Annotated in this window: 16 protein-coding genes; 11 read left to right on the forward strand and 5 right to left on the reverse strand. The window is 51.7% G+C overall.

The genetic code is table 11. From position 1 onward, the window contains the following. Window positions 1-5 precede the first annotated feature (5 nt). Window positions 6-635: an LON peptidase substrate-binding domain-containing protein gene (locus H5P27_RS06645; protein ID WP_185659584.1), complete on the reverse strand. Its 630-nt coding sequence runs from the start codon at window positions 633-635 to the stop codon at window positions 6-8. A gap of 243 nt (window positions 636-878) precedes the next feature. On the opposite strand from H5P27_RS06645, the gene dnaK reads away from it, so the two are divergent. From dnaK to groL, 3 genes are all read left to right on the forward strand, one after another. Further along, window positions 879-2,816 (forward strand): molecular chaperone DnaK, encoded by a 1,938-nt coding sequence (dnaK, locus tag H5P27_RS06650; protein WP_185659585.1) that lies wholly within the window; start codon window positions 879-881, stop codon window positions 2,814-2,816. A gap of 109 nt (window positions 2,817-2,925) precedes the next feature. Next, window positions 2,926-3,216, forward strand: coding sequence for a co-chaperone GroES (locus tag H5P27_RS06655; RefSeq protein ID WP_185659642.1), 291 nt, complete (start codon window positions 2,926-2,928; stop codon window positions 3,214-3,216). A 52-nt stretch (window positions 3,217-3,268) separates the two neighbouring features. After that, window positions 3,269-4,912, forward strand: coding sequence for a chaperonin GroEL (groL, locus tag H5P27_RS06660; protein ID WP_185659586.1), 1,644 nt, complete (start codon window positions 3,269-3,271; stop codon window positions 4,910-4,912). A gap of 92 nt (window positions 4,913-5,004) precedes the next feature. On the opposite strand, the gene H5P27_RS06665 is transcribed toward groL, so the two are convergent. Together H5P27_RS06665 and H5P27_RS06670 are read right to left on the reverse strand one after the other, a co-directional pair. Next, a complete protein-coding gene (locus H5P27_RS06665; protein WP_185659587.1) occupies window positions 5,005-6,000 on the reverse strand; it encodes a pyridoxal-phosphate dependent enzyme in 996 nt (331 codons plus the stop codon). Then, window positions 5,997-6,959, reverse strand: a complete 963-nt coding sequence (locus H5P27_RS06670) for a GSCFA domain-containing protein (protein ID WP_185659588.1) — start codon at window positions 6,957-6,959, stop codon at window positions 5,997-5,999. The genes H5P27_RS06665 and H5P27_RS06670 overlap by 4 nt, the downstream gene beginning before the upstream one ends. Before the next feature lie 144 nt (window positions 6,960-7,103). Between H5P27_RS06670 and H5P27_RS06675 the strand changes: the two genes are divergently transcribed. Beyond that, on the forward strand, window positions 7,104-7,718 hold the full coding sequence (locus H5P27_RS06675) for a fumarylacetoacetate hydrolase family protein (RefSeq protein ID WP_185659589.1): 615 nt from the start codon (window positions 7,104-7,106) through the stop codon (window positions 7,716-7,718). Here the strand turns inward: H5P27_RS06675 and H5P27_RS06680 are convergent. Continuing rightward, a complete protein-coding gene (locus H5P27_RS06680; RefSeq protein WP_185659590.1) occupies window positions 7,712-8,500 on the reverse strand; it encodes an SGNH/GDSL hydrolase family protein in 789 nt (262 codons plus the stop codon). The genes H5P27_RS06675 and H5P27_RS06680 overlap by 7 nt on opposite strands. Before the next feature lie 126 nt (window positions 8,501-8,626). Between H5P27_RS06680 and H5P27_RS06685 the strand changes: the two genes are divergently transcribed. The 3 genes from H5P27_RS06685 to H5P27_RS19625 all read left to right on the forward strand — a co-directional run bounded on the left by H5P27_RS06685 (window position 8,627) and on the right by H5P27_RS19625 (window position 12,475). Continuing rightward, window positions 8,627-9,811, forward strand: coding sequence for a class I SAM-dependent methyltransferase (locus tag H5P27_RS06685; RefSeq protein WP_185659591.1), 1,185 nt, complete (start codon window positions 8,627-8,629; stop codon window positions 9,809-9,811). Between the two features lie 17 nt (window positions 9,812-9,828). After that, on the forward strand, window positions 9,829-10,353 hold the full coding sequence (locus H5P27_RS06690) for a pyridoxamine 5'-phosphate oxidase family protein (RefSeq protein WP_185659592.1): 525 nt from the start codon (window positions 9,829-9,831) through the stop codon (window positions 10,351-10,353). 145 nt (window positions 10,354-10,498) lie between these two features. Then, on the forward strand, window positions 10,499-12,475 hold the full coding sequence (locus tag H5P27_RS19625) for a sodium:solute symporter family transporter (protein WP_221774629.1): 1,977 nt from the start codon (window positions 10,499-10,501) through the stop codon (window positions 12,473-12,475). Window positions 12,476-12,609: 134 nt separating this feature from the next. Here H5P27_RS19625 and H5P27_RS06705 read toward each other — a convergent pair whose 3' ends face one another. Then, window positions 12,610-13,041, reverse strand: coding sequence for an acyl-CoA thioesterase (locus H5P27_RS06705; protein WP_185659593.1), 432 nt, complete (start codon window positions 13,039-13,041; stop codon window positions 12,610-12,612). Window positions 13,042-13,206: 165 nt separating this feature from the next. Between H5P27_RS06705 and H5P27_RS06710 the strand changes: the two genes are divergently transcribed. From H5P27_RS06710 to H5P27_RS06725, 4 genes are read left to right on the forward strand one after another with little or no spacing between them, the layout of a single operon-like run. Then, window positions 13,207-14,268: a 3-keto-disaccharide hydrolase gene (locus H5P27_RS06710; RefSeq protein ID WP_185659594.1), complete on the forward strand. Its 1,062-nt coding sequence runs from the start codon at window positions 13,207-13,209 to the stop codon at window positions 14,266-14,268. A 53-nt stretch (window positions 14,269-14,321) separates the two neighbouring features. Beyond that, window positions 14,322-15,014 carry an SDR family oxidoreductase gene (locus H5P27_RS06715; protein ID WP_185659595.1) on the forward strand — a complete coding sequence of 231 codons (693 nt, stop codon included), beginning with the start codon at window positions 14,322-14,324 and terminating at the stop codon, window positions 15,012-15,014. 11 nt (window positions 15,015-15,025) lie between these two features. Continuing rightward, on the forward strand, window positions 15,026-15,460 hold the full coding sequence (locus H5P27_RS06720) for an ExbD/TolR family protein (RefSeq protein WP_185659596.1): 435 nt from the start codon (window positions 15,026-15,028) through the stop codon (window positions 15,458-15,460). Next, on the forward strand, window positions 15,457-15,903 hold the full coding sequence (locus H5P27_RS06725) for an ExbD/TolR family protein (RefSeq protein WP_185659597.1): 447 nt from the start codon (window positions 15,457-15,459) through the stop codon (window positions 15,901-15,903). The genes H5P27_RS06720 and H5P27_RS06725 overlap by 4 nt, the downstream gene beginning before the upstream one ends. The last annotated feature ends 27 nt before the right edge of the window (window positions 15,904-15,930 follow it).

The raw sequence follows: 15,930 nt of genomic DNA on the forward strand, positions 1-15,930 counted from the left end.
CTTGCTCAGTATTCTGCGTCCCTCATTAGTGTGATCTGTAGGGCGAGGAAGTCGGAAGCCAGCTTGCAGCGTTTCACCAAATCGGTGGTTTCTAAGGTCTGCTGCATAAGCACACTGTTGGCGCAATAGCTCTGCATAATGAAGTGATTGAGCATTTCGATATCGTCGATCTCGTGGCAGGCTTGCGCGGTTTGATCCTCGTTCGGCCCGGTCAAAGCGCTGAGTTGGTCTACCTTTCCCAGCAGGTCCACCACGATTTCCGCCTCTAGTTCGTCATTCGGACGATTGGTGGTAGGCAAGCGTTCGATGTTAAAGACTGGGTAGGGGGCATTCCGAATAAGTTGTTCCACACGTACGCGCTCGGTGCCCTCCAGCATAAGCAGGGAGCTTCCATCTGGCTCTTGGGAGCTCATCCGAATTAGTCCCAAAGTCGCAACGACACTTTTTGCCACCGGTACCTGGTAGTCGCTATCCAGCGAATCACTGTTAATTACCGCGAAGGAGCGATCCTCTGCCAGCGCGTCTGCCAACATTTCGCGGTATCTCTCCTCGAAAATGCGCAAGGGCAAAAGCGTTTTTGGAAGAAGCACGACGCCAGAAAGGCACATCGCCGGCGTTTCATCTGGAGTTTTCATACGGGAGTTGGATCGAGGAACCTATAAAATAGTTTCCTTAGTCCCTTCAAAATGGAGGCTTGTCTCAATTGTCCCGCATCTGGCCCATATTTGTAAAAAAGTGGGACACGGGTGTGACATCTTGGCCGACTTGAAGGTGAGTTCTTGGGGGGTTCAATCGTTTAAATGTTTTATATCTTACTGTATAGCAGTAACTAAAGAATTTTCAAGTCTTGCTGGTACATTGATTGCTGAGAGGGCGGCATGGGACGTGTATTAGGCATAGATCTAGGAACAACTAACTCCTGCATGGCAGTAATGGACGGCGACGAGCCAGTCGTAATACCAAATGCAGAAGGCGCGCGTACGACTCCGTCGATCGTTGCGTTCAGCAAGACCGGTGAGCGGCTCGTAGGCCAGGCAGCAAAGCGCCAGGCGGTTACGAACCCGAAAAACACCATCTTTTCAGCCAAGCGTATGATTGGCCGCAACTTCACTGAGCTAAGTGAAGAAATTTCCAACCTCCCTTACAGCGTTGTTGGCGCCGATAATGGCGATGCTTACATCGAGTGTCAGGTTGGTGACAAGACTGAGAAGTTCGCACCTCAGCAGATTTCCTCCTTCGTTTTGGCGAAGTTGAAGGCAGATGCGGAAGCGTATCTCGGTGAAAGCATCACAGAAGCGGTTATCACCGTTCCTGCGTACTTCAACGATAGCCAACGTCAGGCTACTAAGGACGCCGGCAAGATCGCAGGACTCAACGTTCTCCGTATCATCAACGAGCCAACTGCGGCCTCTCTCGCTTACGGACTCGACAAGAAGTCCGAAGAGAAGATCTCCGTCTTTGACTTGGGTGGTGGTACTTTCGACGTATCGATCCTCGAAATCGGTGACGGTGTCTTCGAAGTGAAGTCTACTAACGGCGACACTATGCTCGGTGGTGACAACTGGGACGAATCGATCATCAACTGGATGGTTGACGAATTTAAGAAGGAAAACGGAATCGACCTCAAAGGTGACCCGATGGCCCTCCAGCGTCTGAAGGAAGAAGCTGAAAAGGCTAAGATCGCCCTGTCATCTTCTACTACCTACGATGTGAACCTTCCGTTCATCACAGCGGATGCTTCGGGTCCGAAGCACTTGAATATCTCCATGACTCGCTCGAAGCTCGAGCAGATCACTGACGACTTGTTCAGCCGCTTGAAGGTTCCTTTCCAGAACTGTCTTCGCGACGCTGACATGTCGACTTCTGAGGTAGACGAGCTCGTGCTTGTGGGTGGTATGACCCGTATGCCGAAGGTTGTTCAGATTGCTGAAGAACTCGCCGGCAAGAAGCCAAACCAAGGCGTTAATCCTGACGAAGTAGTTGCCATTGGAGCTGCTATTCAGGGTGCTGTTCTGAAGGGTGACGTTCGTGACGTTCTTCTTCTCGACGTAACTCCTTTGACTCTCGGTATCGAAACAGCGGGTGGCGTATCTACTCCGATGATACCTCGCAACACCACTATCCCTGCGAAGAAGTCTCAGACCTTCTCAACTTACTCGGACAATCAGCCATCGGTTGAGATCAAGGTCCTGCAAGGTGAGCGTCAAATGGCTACAGACAACAAGGTACTCGGAACTTTCCACTTGGATGGCATCCCGCCAGCACCTCGTGGTACGCCGCAGATCGAAGTTACTTTCGATATCGACGCCAACGGTATCCTAAACGTATCTGCCAAGGATAAGGGCACCGGCAAGGACCAGAAGATCACCATCACAGGTTCTGGAGGTCTCTCCGAAGAGGAAGTCGACAAGATGACCAAGGACGCCGAGCTTCACGCCGAGGAAGACAAGAAGCGCAAGGAATCTGTCGAAAACCGCAACCAGCTCGATTCTTCCATCTATCAGATGGAAAAGATGATGGGTGAGGCGGGCGACAAGCTTCCTGCGGACAAGAAGGCACCTATCGAAGGCGCTATCGCCGAAGGTAAGAAAGCCCTCGAGTCTGACAACCCGGAAGAAATCAAGGCAGCCCTTGAGAACTTGACCAAGGTTGGCGCTGAACTTTACCAAGAAGCGGCAGCTGCTGGTAACCCGGGCGATCCTGCAGGAGCTCCTCCTCCACCACAATCAGGTGGAGGTGAAGCTAAGAGCGAGCCAAAGCAGGCTGACGTGGTCGATGGTGATTTCGAAGTCGTCGATGACGACAAGAAGGACTAGTATCCAAATTTACGGGACGCTCCGCAGCGAGCGGGGCGTCCTTCCTATTTCCAATTGACAACCCAATTATCTAAAAACCGATAACGCAACTATGAGCGCATCAACATCAGTGAAAGTTAAACCCCTAGGTGATCGCGTGCTGATCAAGCACATCCAAGAAGACGAGCAAGTCCGTGGTGGTATCTACATCCCAGACTCTGCAAAGGAAAAGCCACAAGAGGCTGAAGTTATCGCGCTTGGCACCGGCTCCAAGGACGCAGACGGCAAGCCAGTTCCTTTCAACGTAAAGGTCGGCGACAAGGTTCTCACCAGCAAATACGGTGGAACTGAAGTGAAGGTTGACGGAGAAACTTATCTCCTCGTTCGCGAAGACGACATCCTCGGTATCATCGAAGCCTAGTACTCGATTCGAAGAAAAGTAACCAATAACCAATTACACGAAATAATTTATTATGGCTAAGCAATTGCTATTCGACGAAAAAGCACGTCAATCAGTTCTACGTGGTGTAGAAACTCTCGCCAAGGCGGTTAAGGTAACTCTCGGCCCTAAGGGTCGTAACGTCGTTATCGACAAGAAGTTTGGTTCTCCAAACGTAACTAAGGACGGTGTTACCGTTGCTAAGGAAATCGAACTACCAGACCCATACGAAAACATGGGTGCGCAGATGGTTCGCGAAGTTGCTTCCAAGACTTCCGACTCCGCTGGCGATGGTACTACTACTGCAACCGTTCTCGCTGAGTCTGTCTACCGTGCAGGTCTCAAGAACGTGACCGCTGGTAGCAATCCTATCTACCTCAAGCGTGGAATCGATAAGGCTGTTGAAGCGGCCATCGCTGAACTCGCTAAGATCTCCAAAGCAGTTGAGTCTCGCGAAGAAGTTAAGCAGGTCGCGACTGTATCCGCTAACTGGGACGCGACAATCGGTGACATCATCGCCGACGCTATGGACAAGGTTGGCAAGGACGGAACCATCACCGTCGAAGAAGCCAAGTCCATGGAAACGACTCTCGACGTCGTTGAAGGCATGCAGTTCGACAAGGGTTACTTGTCCCCATACTTCACCACCGACAATGAGACAATGGAAGCTGTTCTCGAAGACGCTTACATTCTCATCCACGAGAAGAAGATCTCTAACCTCAACGACCTGCTTCCACTGCTCCAAGCAGTTGCGAAGACCGGTAAGCCATTTCTCCTCATCGCTGAGGACATCGAAGGTGAAGCCCTTGCAGCACTCGTGGTTAACAAGATCCGTGGTACGCTAAACGTATGTGCCGTTAAGGCTCCTGGTTTCGGTGATCGTCGTAAGGCAATGCTCGAAGACATCGCGGTTCTCACCGGTGGACGTTGCGTCACTGAAGATCTCGGCATCAAGCTCGAGAACGTTCAGATCTCCGACCTCGGTACTGCCAAGCGCGTTACCGTTGATAAGGAAAGCACTACCATCGTCGAAGGTGCTGGTTCTGCCAACGACATCCAAGGCCGCGTAAAGCTCATCCGCCGTCAGATCGAAGAAACCTCTTCTGACTACGATCGTGAAAAGCTCCAGGAGCGTCTCGCGAAGCTCGCTGGTGGTGTTGCAGTTATCAATGTTGGTGCTGCCACTGAGCCAGACATGAAGGAAAAGAAGGCTCGTGTTGAGGACGCTCTCCACGCCACACGCGCCGCGGTTGAAGAAGGCATCGTCCCAGGTGGTGGTGTTGCTCTCATCCGTGCAGCCAAGGCGATCGATGCGCTCGAGCTCGAAGGCGACGAAAAGATCGGTGCCCAGATCATCAAGACTGCGGTTGCTGGTCCAATCCGTCAGCTTTGCGCCAACGCTGGTGTTGAAGGTTCTGTAGTTGTGAAGGAAGTACTTTCTCAGGAAGGTAACATGGGCTACAACGTAGCAACCGACACTTACGAAGACCTCCTCAAGGCAGGTGTCGTAGACCCAACTAAGGTAACACGTTCTGCTCTGCAAAACGCGGCTTCCATCTCCGGTCTACTCCTCACAACTGAGTGTATGATCACCGACCTCCCAGAAGAAAAGCCAGCTGCTGGCGCTCCAGACATGGGCGGCATGGGTGGTATGGGTGGAATGGGCGGCATGATGTAGTCCGTCACTGGTTACACACCTTTTCTATATACGTACCTATTATTTCAAGCGGTCCCAGCAGTGGGGCCGCTTTTTTTGTGCCCCGAACAGCTCTAGCTCTTCGTAGCGAGCTTGTCTTGGAAGCCGCATAGGCCCAAGGAAGATCCGTTGTAAACGAATAGACTAGGGCCCGCTGGTGGGTTATCTTCTAGATCGGCTATCGCCGTTTTGTAGTGCTTAACCGAATATGTGGGGTCTAATAGAAGGCCCTCCGATCGAGCTATTTGGCGACAAGCTTCGAACAGGCTTTGATTAACGGATCCAAACTTTGGCGAGATGGTCGGAGCTCGAAAACGTACCTGAACCGTGGCGTTTAGCTCCAAGTCGTAGGTTTGAAGGAGTTCGTTTCGGAAACTGTCTAGCTGTCCTCGAACCCCAGCCTCCGTTTCCGCGATCAATGTCACAACAATCTCGCGATCTGCCGGCTTTGTTTGGTCCAGTAATTCAAGTCCCAGAATCAAACCCATGGCACTAAGTCCAGTTCCGCAATCGATGTAGACACGATGAAATTTGAGCTCGTTTTCTTCCTCGTTGCGGTGGATGTCTTCAGCCAAGGTCAGGGCTCCAATTAGTCCCTCAAAACCGCTGCATCCCTCCTTTAGAAGCAACGTTTCTCCGTCACTTTCTAAGAGTGCTTTACTAGCAATATCCTCCACGCACTCCCAGTCCTTGCGGGAAACCCAAACTCTTTCGTTTTCTTCGAGGAGCATATCTAGGAAGAGGCTATTACCACGAAGCGAGCGATCGCCTGCCTCGCGAATAAAGGCCAACGGTTTGATCCCGTTTTCTTTCAATAGTTGTGCCAGCCCAACCAGATTATTGGAGTTTGGCCCTCCAATAATGCCCACTTTACGAATACGTTTCTTTTTTAAGTAGGGAAGGAGACTAGCGTATTTACGCAATTTGCTTCCCGATATGCCAGAGCTCAACTCGTCCTCCCTCTTAATCCAGAGTGGTAAATCGGGTGAGGCCGCTGACCTATGGATTCTCGTAGCTCGAGCGAGTTCATAGTTTATCCGGCTTTTTATCTCTGAAGGAAGTTGGCTCATGGGAGTTTTGAGAATATTTCTTCCAGAGGAGCTATGCAAATTCCTGAATCGGCGATCGATTGGATACGTTTTTGAAGTCCAGCTTTGAAGGCTGCGTAGCTAGTTGTATCCGTGTGGTGGGGACGATGGTGCAATGCGGTCAATATCGATTCGATTTCCCGGCAGAGTTTGGAAGCTAGTGGGCTGAGGTAAGTGTCGCAGAAACGTTCCCAGATATAGTCAGTGGCGATTTGATTCGGGTGAGTTAGATCGCTCGAGTAGAATCGATAGTCCCGCAATTCGTCCAAGAGGATTTCGTAAGAAGGGAAGTAGTCGATCTGGATGCTCGAGTTCTCGAGTTCGTGACACGCCAGTATCAAGGTAGACTTGCTCCGGTTGTTTTCGATCAACCCATCTCTCAAATGGCGAACCGGGCTTACGGTAAGGCAAACTTTAGCCCTTGGGAGTCTTTCCGTTAAATTCGAAATGGAATCTACGATCTCTTGGGTTTTTAGGATTCGGCGAGTAAACTTTTCGAGAGGAAGCCGATGATTGTGGGCAACGATTGTGTCCGCTCCCTCGGTTTGGTAGATCCAAGCAGATCCCAAAGTGAGGCAGAGCAAGTCGCAGTTAAGCAGGGACTCTCGAAGGAGGACGAGAGCGTCGTTAGCTCTGGAAATACTCTCTGAAAGCGAAGTACTTGCTAAGGAGCTGTGGATGATGAAATGTCGCCAAAGCTCCTGATGTTGGAAGAACTCATCCTCCGCAAAGGTTTGCTTATCAAGTGCCCTTGTTGCCAGCTCAGAGATCGCGACGGGATTGTAAAGTGTGCCAAACGGGTTCGACACACAGTCGAATAGGCGTGCTTCCAGTCGGCTGCCTAACTCCTCCGCGAAACAGGAACCCAAAGAAACGAACACGTCGTCGTGGCTGTATTTCAGGTGGGAATACGGAATTTCTACCTTGGTCTGCAACCGCATGCCCTAATGGAAATGGCACCTCCCGCAATCGAGGCAAGAGATCTCATTGCTTGGCGGCTAAAATCGTGACGGGACTCAATTCAGATGCTCCTTTTCCAAAATGAAGCTTTGAATCTGAAATCCTTGCATGCGAAAAACTGATCAGTGAACACCGTTATCCTCGCAGATCAGCCTGTCGCTCCCTCGAAAGTCGTCTGCCTCGGCAGAAATTATGTGGAGCACATTGCGGAACTTGGTAACAGCCGGCCGGAGCAGATGGTTTTTTTCTTCAAACCGAATTCATCTATTTCGGCGGATCTCAAGTCATCTCATGGGGGAGAGGAACTGCACTATGAAGCGGAGATTTGCTTCGGAGTAGTCGGTGGGACGCTCGCTTACATCGGGTTTGGTTTGGACTTAACGAAGCGAAAGCTCCAATCGGCTCTGAAGACGAATGGCTTGCCTTGGGAGCGTGCCAAGGCTTTCCAAGGGTCGGCTGTCTTCAGTGAGTTTCAGAAATTTTCGGGCAACACAGATGAGCTGGAAGTTGAGCTCTTAATCGACGGGGTGCAGACTCAGATTGGGTCGGTGGAACAAATGATAAACCGACCAGAAGAGATATTGGAGGAGGCCAAATCTTTCACTGAATTTGAGGATTTCGATATCCTGATGACCGGTACTCCGAAGGGTGTGGGGACTGTGTCGCCAGGCTCCGTCTTCGAAGGCGTGGTCAGCCAACGTGGAGTGGAGTTGACTCGAGCCAAGTGGTTGGCTCAATGAAAGGGCTCTGGTTTCGAGGCGGCCGCTACGATTTGGCCCATAGCTGTCTCTAATCCTTTATTTAGGGCTCTGTAGCCTGCCTCGCTTAAGTGAAGCGTGTCCAAGGAATATTCCGCGGCGATATATTTTCCGTCTCTCAAAATCGAATCGCAATCTAGCACCGTGACTCTCGGGTATTCAAAGGCTAGGAGACGCTGATTCATATCGTCGATGGCCTGATTGACTTCGTCAGACCAGAGAGGTTTGCGAAGTAGCTCAATAGGAGCGGGCGGAAAAATGGTGGTTAGAGCGACTTGGACCCCTTGGTCGCTCAGCCGTATGGCCATGCCCGTAATGTTTTGGTAGGTTTGCTCAAAGGTCGATTCTTGCGTGCCCGGGAGTACGGCAATGGTCTTCAGGTCATTGTCGCCCATCTGTAGCAGGACGATATCGGGATCGAGGTCCAAGCAGTCTTCCTGGAGGCGTCCGAGGATTTGAGGCGTTGTTTCGCCGCCTATGCCGCGATTCACTATTTCCAGGTCCCCCCAATTGGTTGGATGGTATGGTTCCCACATCGCGCAGCGGGATTCGCCAAGTATGATAAGGCGCGTTTTGGTTTTAGCCGCCGCCAAGAGAGCTTGGTTGCTTTGCTGAAAGCGACTGCTGATCGGGGTGATCCGTACCGCTGCCTCGCGTGCGTGGTATTCGTAGGCTTTTTTGAATAAGAACAGGTTTCCCGCGATGGAAAAGCCCAGTCCTAAGACCAAGATGACGATGATTATAAGATAAGCGGAAGGCCTCATACTTCGATATTGGAGTTACTAGGCTTGGCGAACTTGCAGTAAGCTTCAACTGGATAAGGATTTCTTCGCTAGAATCCCATTGCGTGACTCAGTCAGCCCCTCTAGTTGGGTTCTGCTTTCGAATAAATGCTGACCAAAGAGATTAAAAAGTTCATCGCAGACCATGCTAAGCATTCGCCGGAGCAGTTGGCTCTATTGGCGGGTAAGTACCCTGATTTGCCGATGCCGTTCATCGCCCAACAAGTGAAAGGGCGAGCTCGAATGCGTTCGAAATTGCCCTCGTGGCACGAAAATCCAGACATCGTATTTCCGCAATCCCTCTCGCTAGAGCAATGTACCTCCGAGCTGGTCGCCAGGTACCGTTCCACTCTACTGGAGGGAAATACAGCCTTCGACCTCACCGGTGGCTTTGGTGTAGATGGACGCTTCTTAGCGGAGCGATTCGAGCGCTATTTCTACAACGAGCGAGATGAGGAGCTCGCCAAGGTGGCGGAGTCCAATTTTGCGGTTTTCGGCTTGGCGGAAAAGGTTGCTTGTTCTGTTGGCGATGGGCTGGAGGCATTGCGGGCCCACACCGGGGAGCTCGATTTGATATATGTGGACCCAGCCCGTCGCGACCAGCGGAGTTTCAAGGTTTCGGCCTTGGTAAGCTGCGAGCCCAATATTTTGGAAACCTGGGATGAAATGCTGGGGCGCGCTAAGCAGGTGGCTGTTAAGACTTCACCAGGGCTCGACTTGAGCAGCGTGTTAAACGACCTCCATAGCATCGAATCGATTTACGTGATCTCGGTTGAAAACGATTGCAAGGAGCTCTTCCTGAAGGCCCGGAAGGGTTTCGAGGGGGAAGCGACAATCCATTGCGTGAATCTGAGAAAGGGGGGAGGCGTTGATGAATTGTCATTCAAGCTTTCAGACGAAAAGGAGGCGGACGGTGAGTTCGCTCCACCTGGCAAATATTTGCTCGAGCCCAACGCTTCCATCATGAAGGCAGGCGGCTTCAAGTCGGTATCCAAAAAATGGGGGCTCAAAGCTCTAAACCCACGGACGCGACTCTACGGAGCCGATGAAATAGTAGAAGATTTCCAAGGCCGCGTATTCGAAATTCTAGAGGATACTTCCATCGGAGGGAAAGAGGCCAAAAAGTTATTTCCGAAAAAGAAGGCGAACGTGATTTCCAGAAATAGCGGGATGACCGCGGAGGAACTTCGCAAGAAACTAGGCCTGAAAGAAGGTGGCGAATTGTTCGCGATCGGAGCGGCAGTCACGGGAGTAGGGCGTCGTCTATACTCTTGCCGTTTGGTGAAATCTTAAGCGAGAGGGGACGAATTGTGGATTCAGAACAACGGGAAGAACTCGAATGGGCGAAAGAGGAACTTCAGCTTCTGAAGGAAAACGTCCGCAGCTGTATTTTGGCGACTGCTTCATCTCAGGGTGTGCCGCTATCAAGTTACGCCCCAGTATTCATCGACGAAAGTGGCTGCTTCTTGGTATACGTAAGCGCCATGGCCAAGCATTACGCCCACCTCAAAAAAGGCAAACTCGCCAGTGTGAGTTTGATAGAGGACGAGGCCACTTCAGATGAGTTGTTCGCTCGGAAGAGATTAAGCGTCGATTGCGAGGCTGTCTTGATCCCAAGAGATTCCGACGCTTGGGAATCCGGCATATCTAGCCTACAGAAGAGGCATGGCGAGATCGTTGGCTACCTGAGGGACCTCACAGATTTCGACCTTTTTTCCCTGAAGCCCTCATCTGGAAGACTGGTTTTAGGCTTTGGTAAAGCCTACCAAATCTCTGGAATGGAGCTAGATCAGGTTTCTTTTCTAGGGGCTGGAGGCCACCGAAGTAAATCTTAGTTGCACCGACCGGATTTCTACAAACTTTTGACTTCTCCTATCCTGATCTTTCGGCGAGCATGGCCAAGATCCGGTTTGGGAGATTCTCTCTACCTACCCTCTCACTTTTCATCCCCCCTGTTAAACCCCATATAGATCATTTATTATGGCTGCACTAGAAGTTGTATTGTTCATTGTTTCAGTGGTTGGCGTAATCGCACTCGGCATTTGGAAAAGCCGGGACGAGGACACGACCGGCGATAAGGGTGCCAGCGACTATTTCCTCGCTGGACGCGGATTGACCTGGTGGCTGGTTGGCTTCTCGCTGATCGCCGCTAATATTTCCACCGAGCAATTCGTTGGCATGTCCGGTTCCTCAGCGAACTGGCTTGGAATGGCGATCGCCTCATACGAGTGGATGGCAGCTTTGACGCTGGTGGTCGTAGCCTTCTGGTTCCTGCCTAAATTTCTAAAAGCAGGACTCTACACTATCCCTGAATTTCTCGAATACCGATTCGATGGAGTCGCTCGCATGGCCATGGCCATTCCGGCAATCGTCACTCTCGTTTTCGTTACGACTTCTTCCGTAATCTTCTCCGGAGCCAAGTTCGTTTCGGAATACTACAACGACGTTCCCGTCATCAGCAACTTGACCGCGATGTGCTGGTTGATAGCAGCCTTCGCCGCGGTCTACGTTTTCGTGGGTGGTCTCAAAGCATGCGCTTGGACGGACCTTGTTTGGGGGGTAGCCCTCGTTATGGGCGGCGTGGTTGTGACGTATTTTGCGTTCAGTCTACTTTCAAGCACTCCAGCTGAAGAATTGATCGCAACCAAGGTCGCGAATTCCTCGGCCACTGTGCAGGACATCGAAAACGCCAGCCCTTGGGAGCGTTTCATGCTGCTAAATGATGGGGTTGACGGCGAAGCTGTTGTCCAGAACGGAGCTAACGGCTCTGGCGGCAAGGTGCACATGGTTCGCCCTAAGGAAGACTCCGATATCCCATGGACAGCTCTCTTGATCGGCTTGTGGATTCCGAACTTTTTCTACTGGGGCCTTAACCAGTACATCGTGCAGAGAACCTTGGGTTCCAAGTCCCTTGCCGAGGGGCAAAAGGGTATCGTGTTTGCGGCTTTCTTGAAATTGATCATCCCGTTCGTGGTCGTGATTCCGGGTATCCTGGCTTTCAACTTGTTTAGCGGGGACTTGCACGAATCGGCTGCGGAAAGAAATCTGAATACCGTTTCGAGCGCCGAAAGCGCTGTAGTCTTCCAGGTCGACGAAGCGTTTGTCGAACTGCAGCCAGATCTCGCCCTTCAAGTCGCGGCTAGCAACGCGGCCCTTGCAGGAACGTCCGCTCCTGCAAGCATAACTCTCTCGCCCGCTGAATTCGCCTCGACCATCAACGGCTTGGCCGCTGACGCGATGGAAGCGGATGGTGCAGTAGTCCTCGCGAACAAGCTGGTAGGCTACGACTATGACTCGGCATTCCCGGTTTTGGTTAGAAACCTGATTCGCCCTTATCCATGGATCTCCTGGTTCGTGCTAGCCGCCCTCTGTGGAGCGGTGATCAGCTCTTTGGCATCCATGCTCAATTCCGCTTCTACCATCGCCACTATGGACCTCTACTCCAAATTCTCTGGGGACAAGGATCCGGTTCGCTTGGTAAAAATCGGTCGCTTCTTCGTAGTCATATTCGTAATCCTCGCCGGCTTGGTGGCTCCGAAGTTGGATAATTTCGGCAGCATTTTCGCCTACATTCAGGAGTTCCAAGGCTTCATCTCCCCAGGTATCCTAGCCGTTTTCATTTTTGGCTTCTTCTCGCCACGCACCCCTCGCTACTTCGGAGCTGTGGGTATCGGAACCAACGTGGTTGCCTATGCTGCATTTAAATGGGCAGTCGGTCCATGGCTCGTTTCCAATGGAATGTGGTATTCGGACTCCATGGCGTTCCTCGATCGCATGGCAGTCTGTTTCTTCATCGTGCTATTGGTAGGAGCGATCTTGACTCTGGTGAGCCCTCTGCGAACTCCTGTTACGATGCCGGAAAACAAGGAGATTGCCCTTGAGACTTCGCCAATCGCCAAGTTCTGGGGGATTGTGGTCGTGGTCGCAACGATCGCTCTTTACGCGGTCTTCTGGTAAGCGAAAAATCGTACCATCCAAATTTTTGATACAACAAAGCGACTCCTTAAAAGGGGTCGCTTTTTTATGGGTTATTCTGGCTCCTCGCTTTTCAGGCAGTGGAGCAATGTCCCGTGCTTAAGCGGGAGAACTAATCATGGTTCCTCGTCGGCGGGAAGTTCCGCGAACACGGAAAGGATCTCGTCCTCGATAGCCTTAGGCCGTCCTGTGTTTCGGTCAATATAGACCCAGTCCGATTCGCCGCTCGCCACGGTGGCTCCATCTTTGACTCTGACGAACTTGTATTTGCGAAGTGCACTGGCCTTCTTAATGGACCCCGGCCAAGTGTAGGCGATAAGTTCGTCCCCGAGCAATGCGGGACGGTGGTACTTGACGAAGTGGCTCCGGATGACCCAAGTCGATCCCAATTCCGAGAGCCGTTTGTTATCATAGCCAACGGAGCTGGAATGAGCGTAGGCCACATCTTGCATCCATTGCACGTAGACCACGTTGTTTACGTGGCCGTTTACGTCTATGTGGGATTTATCAACTGTTATCGTTTGTTGGAAGATCCTCTCGTCACTCATTTCTCATTTAGCTAGACTTGGATTTAATCGCTTCCTTCCTTTTGACACAATGCCCATTTCTGATTGCTCGGGGAAAAACGCATTCTAGGCTATCACGAATTACCCCGATTTATTGCTGCTTGCTACATCCATTTTTCAGGCTGCATAACTCCAGCCCCCATTTACATGCGTGCAATTCTTTCCGCGATCCGACTCCATCTCTGCCTAGCTGTCGTTTTGGCGATGTATCCCATTTGTATGCGAGGCGAAGATGCTTGGATCTCGCTGTTCAACGGCGAATCTCTAGCAGGTTGGACCGCAAACGAAAATTCGGAAACCTGGAAGGTGGAAGATGGGGCAATCGTGGCATACGGAGTCCGCTCCCATCTTTTTTATACAGGCTCGGTCGAAGGCGGACAGTTTAAGAACTTCGAGTTTCAAGCGGAGGTGAAAGCCAGCCCCGGATCTAACTCGGGTATCTATTTCCACACTGAATTCCAAGAGGAGGGGTGGCCCGCCCAAGGTTACGAGTGCCAAATTTACGACGGCCCTATTTTTCCTGTTGAGCTTGGCCAATACGTGGAACGCAAGATGACCGGGAGTATTTACGCTGTTCGTAACACCTGGATTTCTCCAAGCTCAGGGCTGGACACATTTACCTACCGAATCCGAGTAGTTGGTAAGACGATACAGACGTTCATCAATGATGAGCTGATATGTGAATACACGGAAAGTGTTAAGCCTTGGAGGGAAGACGATAAATCTAAACGGCTTCTCGGATCAGGAACGTTTGCCCTTCAGGCGCACGACCCAGGAAGTCGGGTTGAGTTCAGAAGTCTACAGGTGCGGCCTTTGCCGAATGCGGCAGTGTTAGATGGCGAATCACTTGAGGACGCGGAGCTCGATTGGCTGGCGAGTTCGTTCGCCAATGATAACAAACCCTTGATCGATATCGGGTTTTCCAAAGACGAGCTGGAAGCGAACACGAGCTTGGGGATGGCAGCACGTAAGCTGGGATTCACTTTGATTAGCATCGATGAGAGTGATCTTCCTTCTGATGTTGCCGTAATCGAGGGGAGGGATCCTGACGCAATATTGGCCAAGCTAAAGAGGGCCAAGACTTCGGGGAAACGGATCGTTTTTAGTTCAGCTGGGAGCGGCAGGATCGATCTTGAGAAGATCAAACTCTGGTTGACGCTTACTGAGCGAGTTGGATTCGATTGGGGTGAGTTCTGGGTTCCAAATTAAGGGAATGTCCTTTCGGGCGTTGCGCTAAAATTGAAGCGAGTTAGGGTGCGTATATGGCTATGATTCTTGTTACAGGTGCCAGTCGAGGGATTGGTTTGGAGTTGGCATGCCAATACGCGGAAGCGGGCAATACCGTTTTGGCAACTTGCAGGGAACCGGAGACGGCCAACGCTCTTGCCCACCTGGCAGAGAGTCACCCGAACGTTGAGGTTCAGCCACTAGACGTTGTGGATCCCCTATCGGTTCTTTCCCTGGCTAGTCTAGTGCGAAAGCGAGGCGAAAACTTGGATGTTCTGATCAACAACGCGGGGATCTTGGTCCAAGAAAAGTTCGGGGAATGGACGGCGGATGCATTCTCGGCCACCATGGAGACAAATGTGGTTGGCCCTGCGCTCGTCATGCAAGCGTTTGCCGAGTTGGTTAACGAAGGGGGCAAGATAATCAACGTATCCTCCGCCATGGGATCTTTCGGAATAAATATGGAGGCTGGCGGGTTGACGAGCTCTTACGCCACCAGCAAGGCCGCTCTAAACATGCTCGTCAGGCAAGTCGCTCCCGGCTTGCTCGCAAAGGGAGTGATAACCGTCTCTTTTAGTCCCGGTTGGGTTAAAACGGAAATGGGTGGACCAGAGGCAAACCTCTCCGTGCGGGAATCGGTAGAGAGCTTGATCAGGGCTTTCGGGAATCTTGGTCCCGAACAGGCGGGTCAATTCCTTGATTATACCGGTTTGCCGCTACCCTGGTAGGAACCTTCGTAATGGCGATCAAACTACAAGGTGGCCCCAAACGCAGGAAGGTGGCCGGCATCTCCATGGCTCCCATGATTGATATGGTTTTCCTGCTGCTCGTTTTTTTCATGACCGCGAGTGCCATGTCGCAGGCCGGTTCCAAGCTCGAGCTGGATTTGCCAGAGTCGTCCAATTCAAAGGTCGCTCGCGACTTCTCCAATCGCCTCATCGTCAGCATCGATGGGGAAGGGCACGTGTTTTTGGGATCAGCCCCTCTTTCGGACAAGTTGCTGCGAACGACTTTGCAGGATTTCCGCGATAATTCCCCGGGTGGAAAACTATCCATCAGGGCCTCTAAAGAGACTGCCTTTTCGTCGATCAAACGGGTGATGAGCCTGGCAGCGGAAGCGGGGATTGATGATTTCCTTTACGCCACCTACGAGAGCGGAGTCGCGAAACCATGAGTATTCGAATCAAGCGAGAAGACGCGCCGCGGGAAGCCTCGGAATTACCCGTGGCTCCCATGATAGATGTCGTATTTCTCTTGCTCGTCTACTTCATGGTCAGCTCTAGCATCCAAAAGCAGGAGGCCGATATCGGTTTTTCGCTGCCTGCAACGGTGGAAACGTCCGAACCGGTCCCGTTTTCCGACCAGCAGATTATTGTGATCGATAGCGATGGAAGGCCGTGGGTGAATGGCTACGCCTACGATGATCCAGGAGAGGGCAGCTATCTAAAATTGGCTCAAATGCTTAGCCGCTATCGTCAGGCAGCTGAGGCCAGTCAGTCCAAGGCAAACGTGTCCATCGCACCTTCCGATGCCACAGCTCATCAGATGGTGGTCAAAGTCATGGACGCTTGCCAAATTGCTGGCCTGAGCTCGGTGAGTTTCCTCTCCGAGAGCTGAGGGAGCTCGCAAGGAAGAGAAGTTTCC

Origin of the sequence: Pelagicoccus albus (assembly GCF_014230145.1) — a bacterium.
Classification (GTDB): Bacteria; Verrucomicrobiota; Verrucomicrobiia; order Opitutales; family Opitutaceae; genus Pelagicoccus; species Pelagicoccus albus.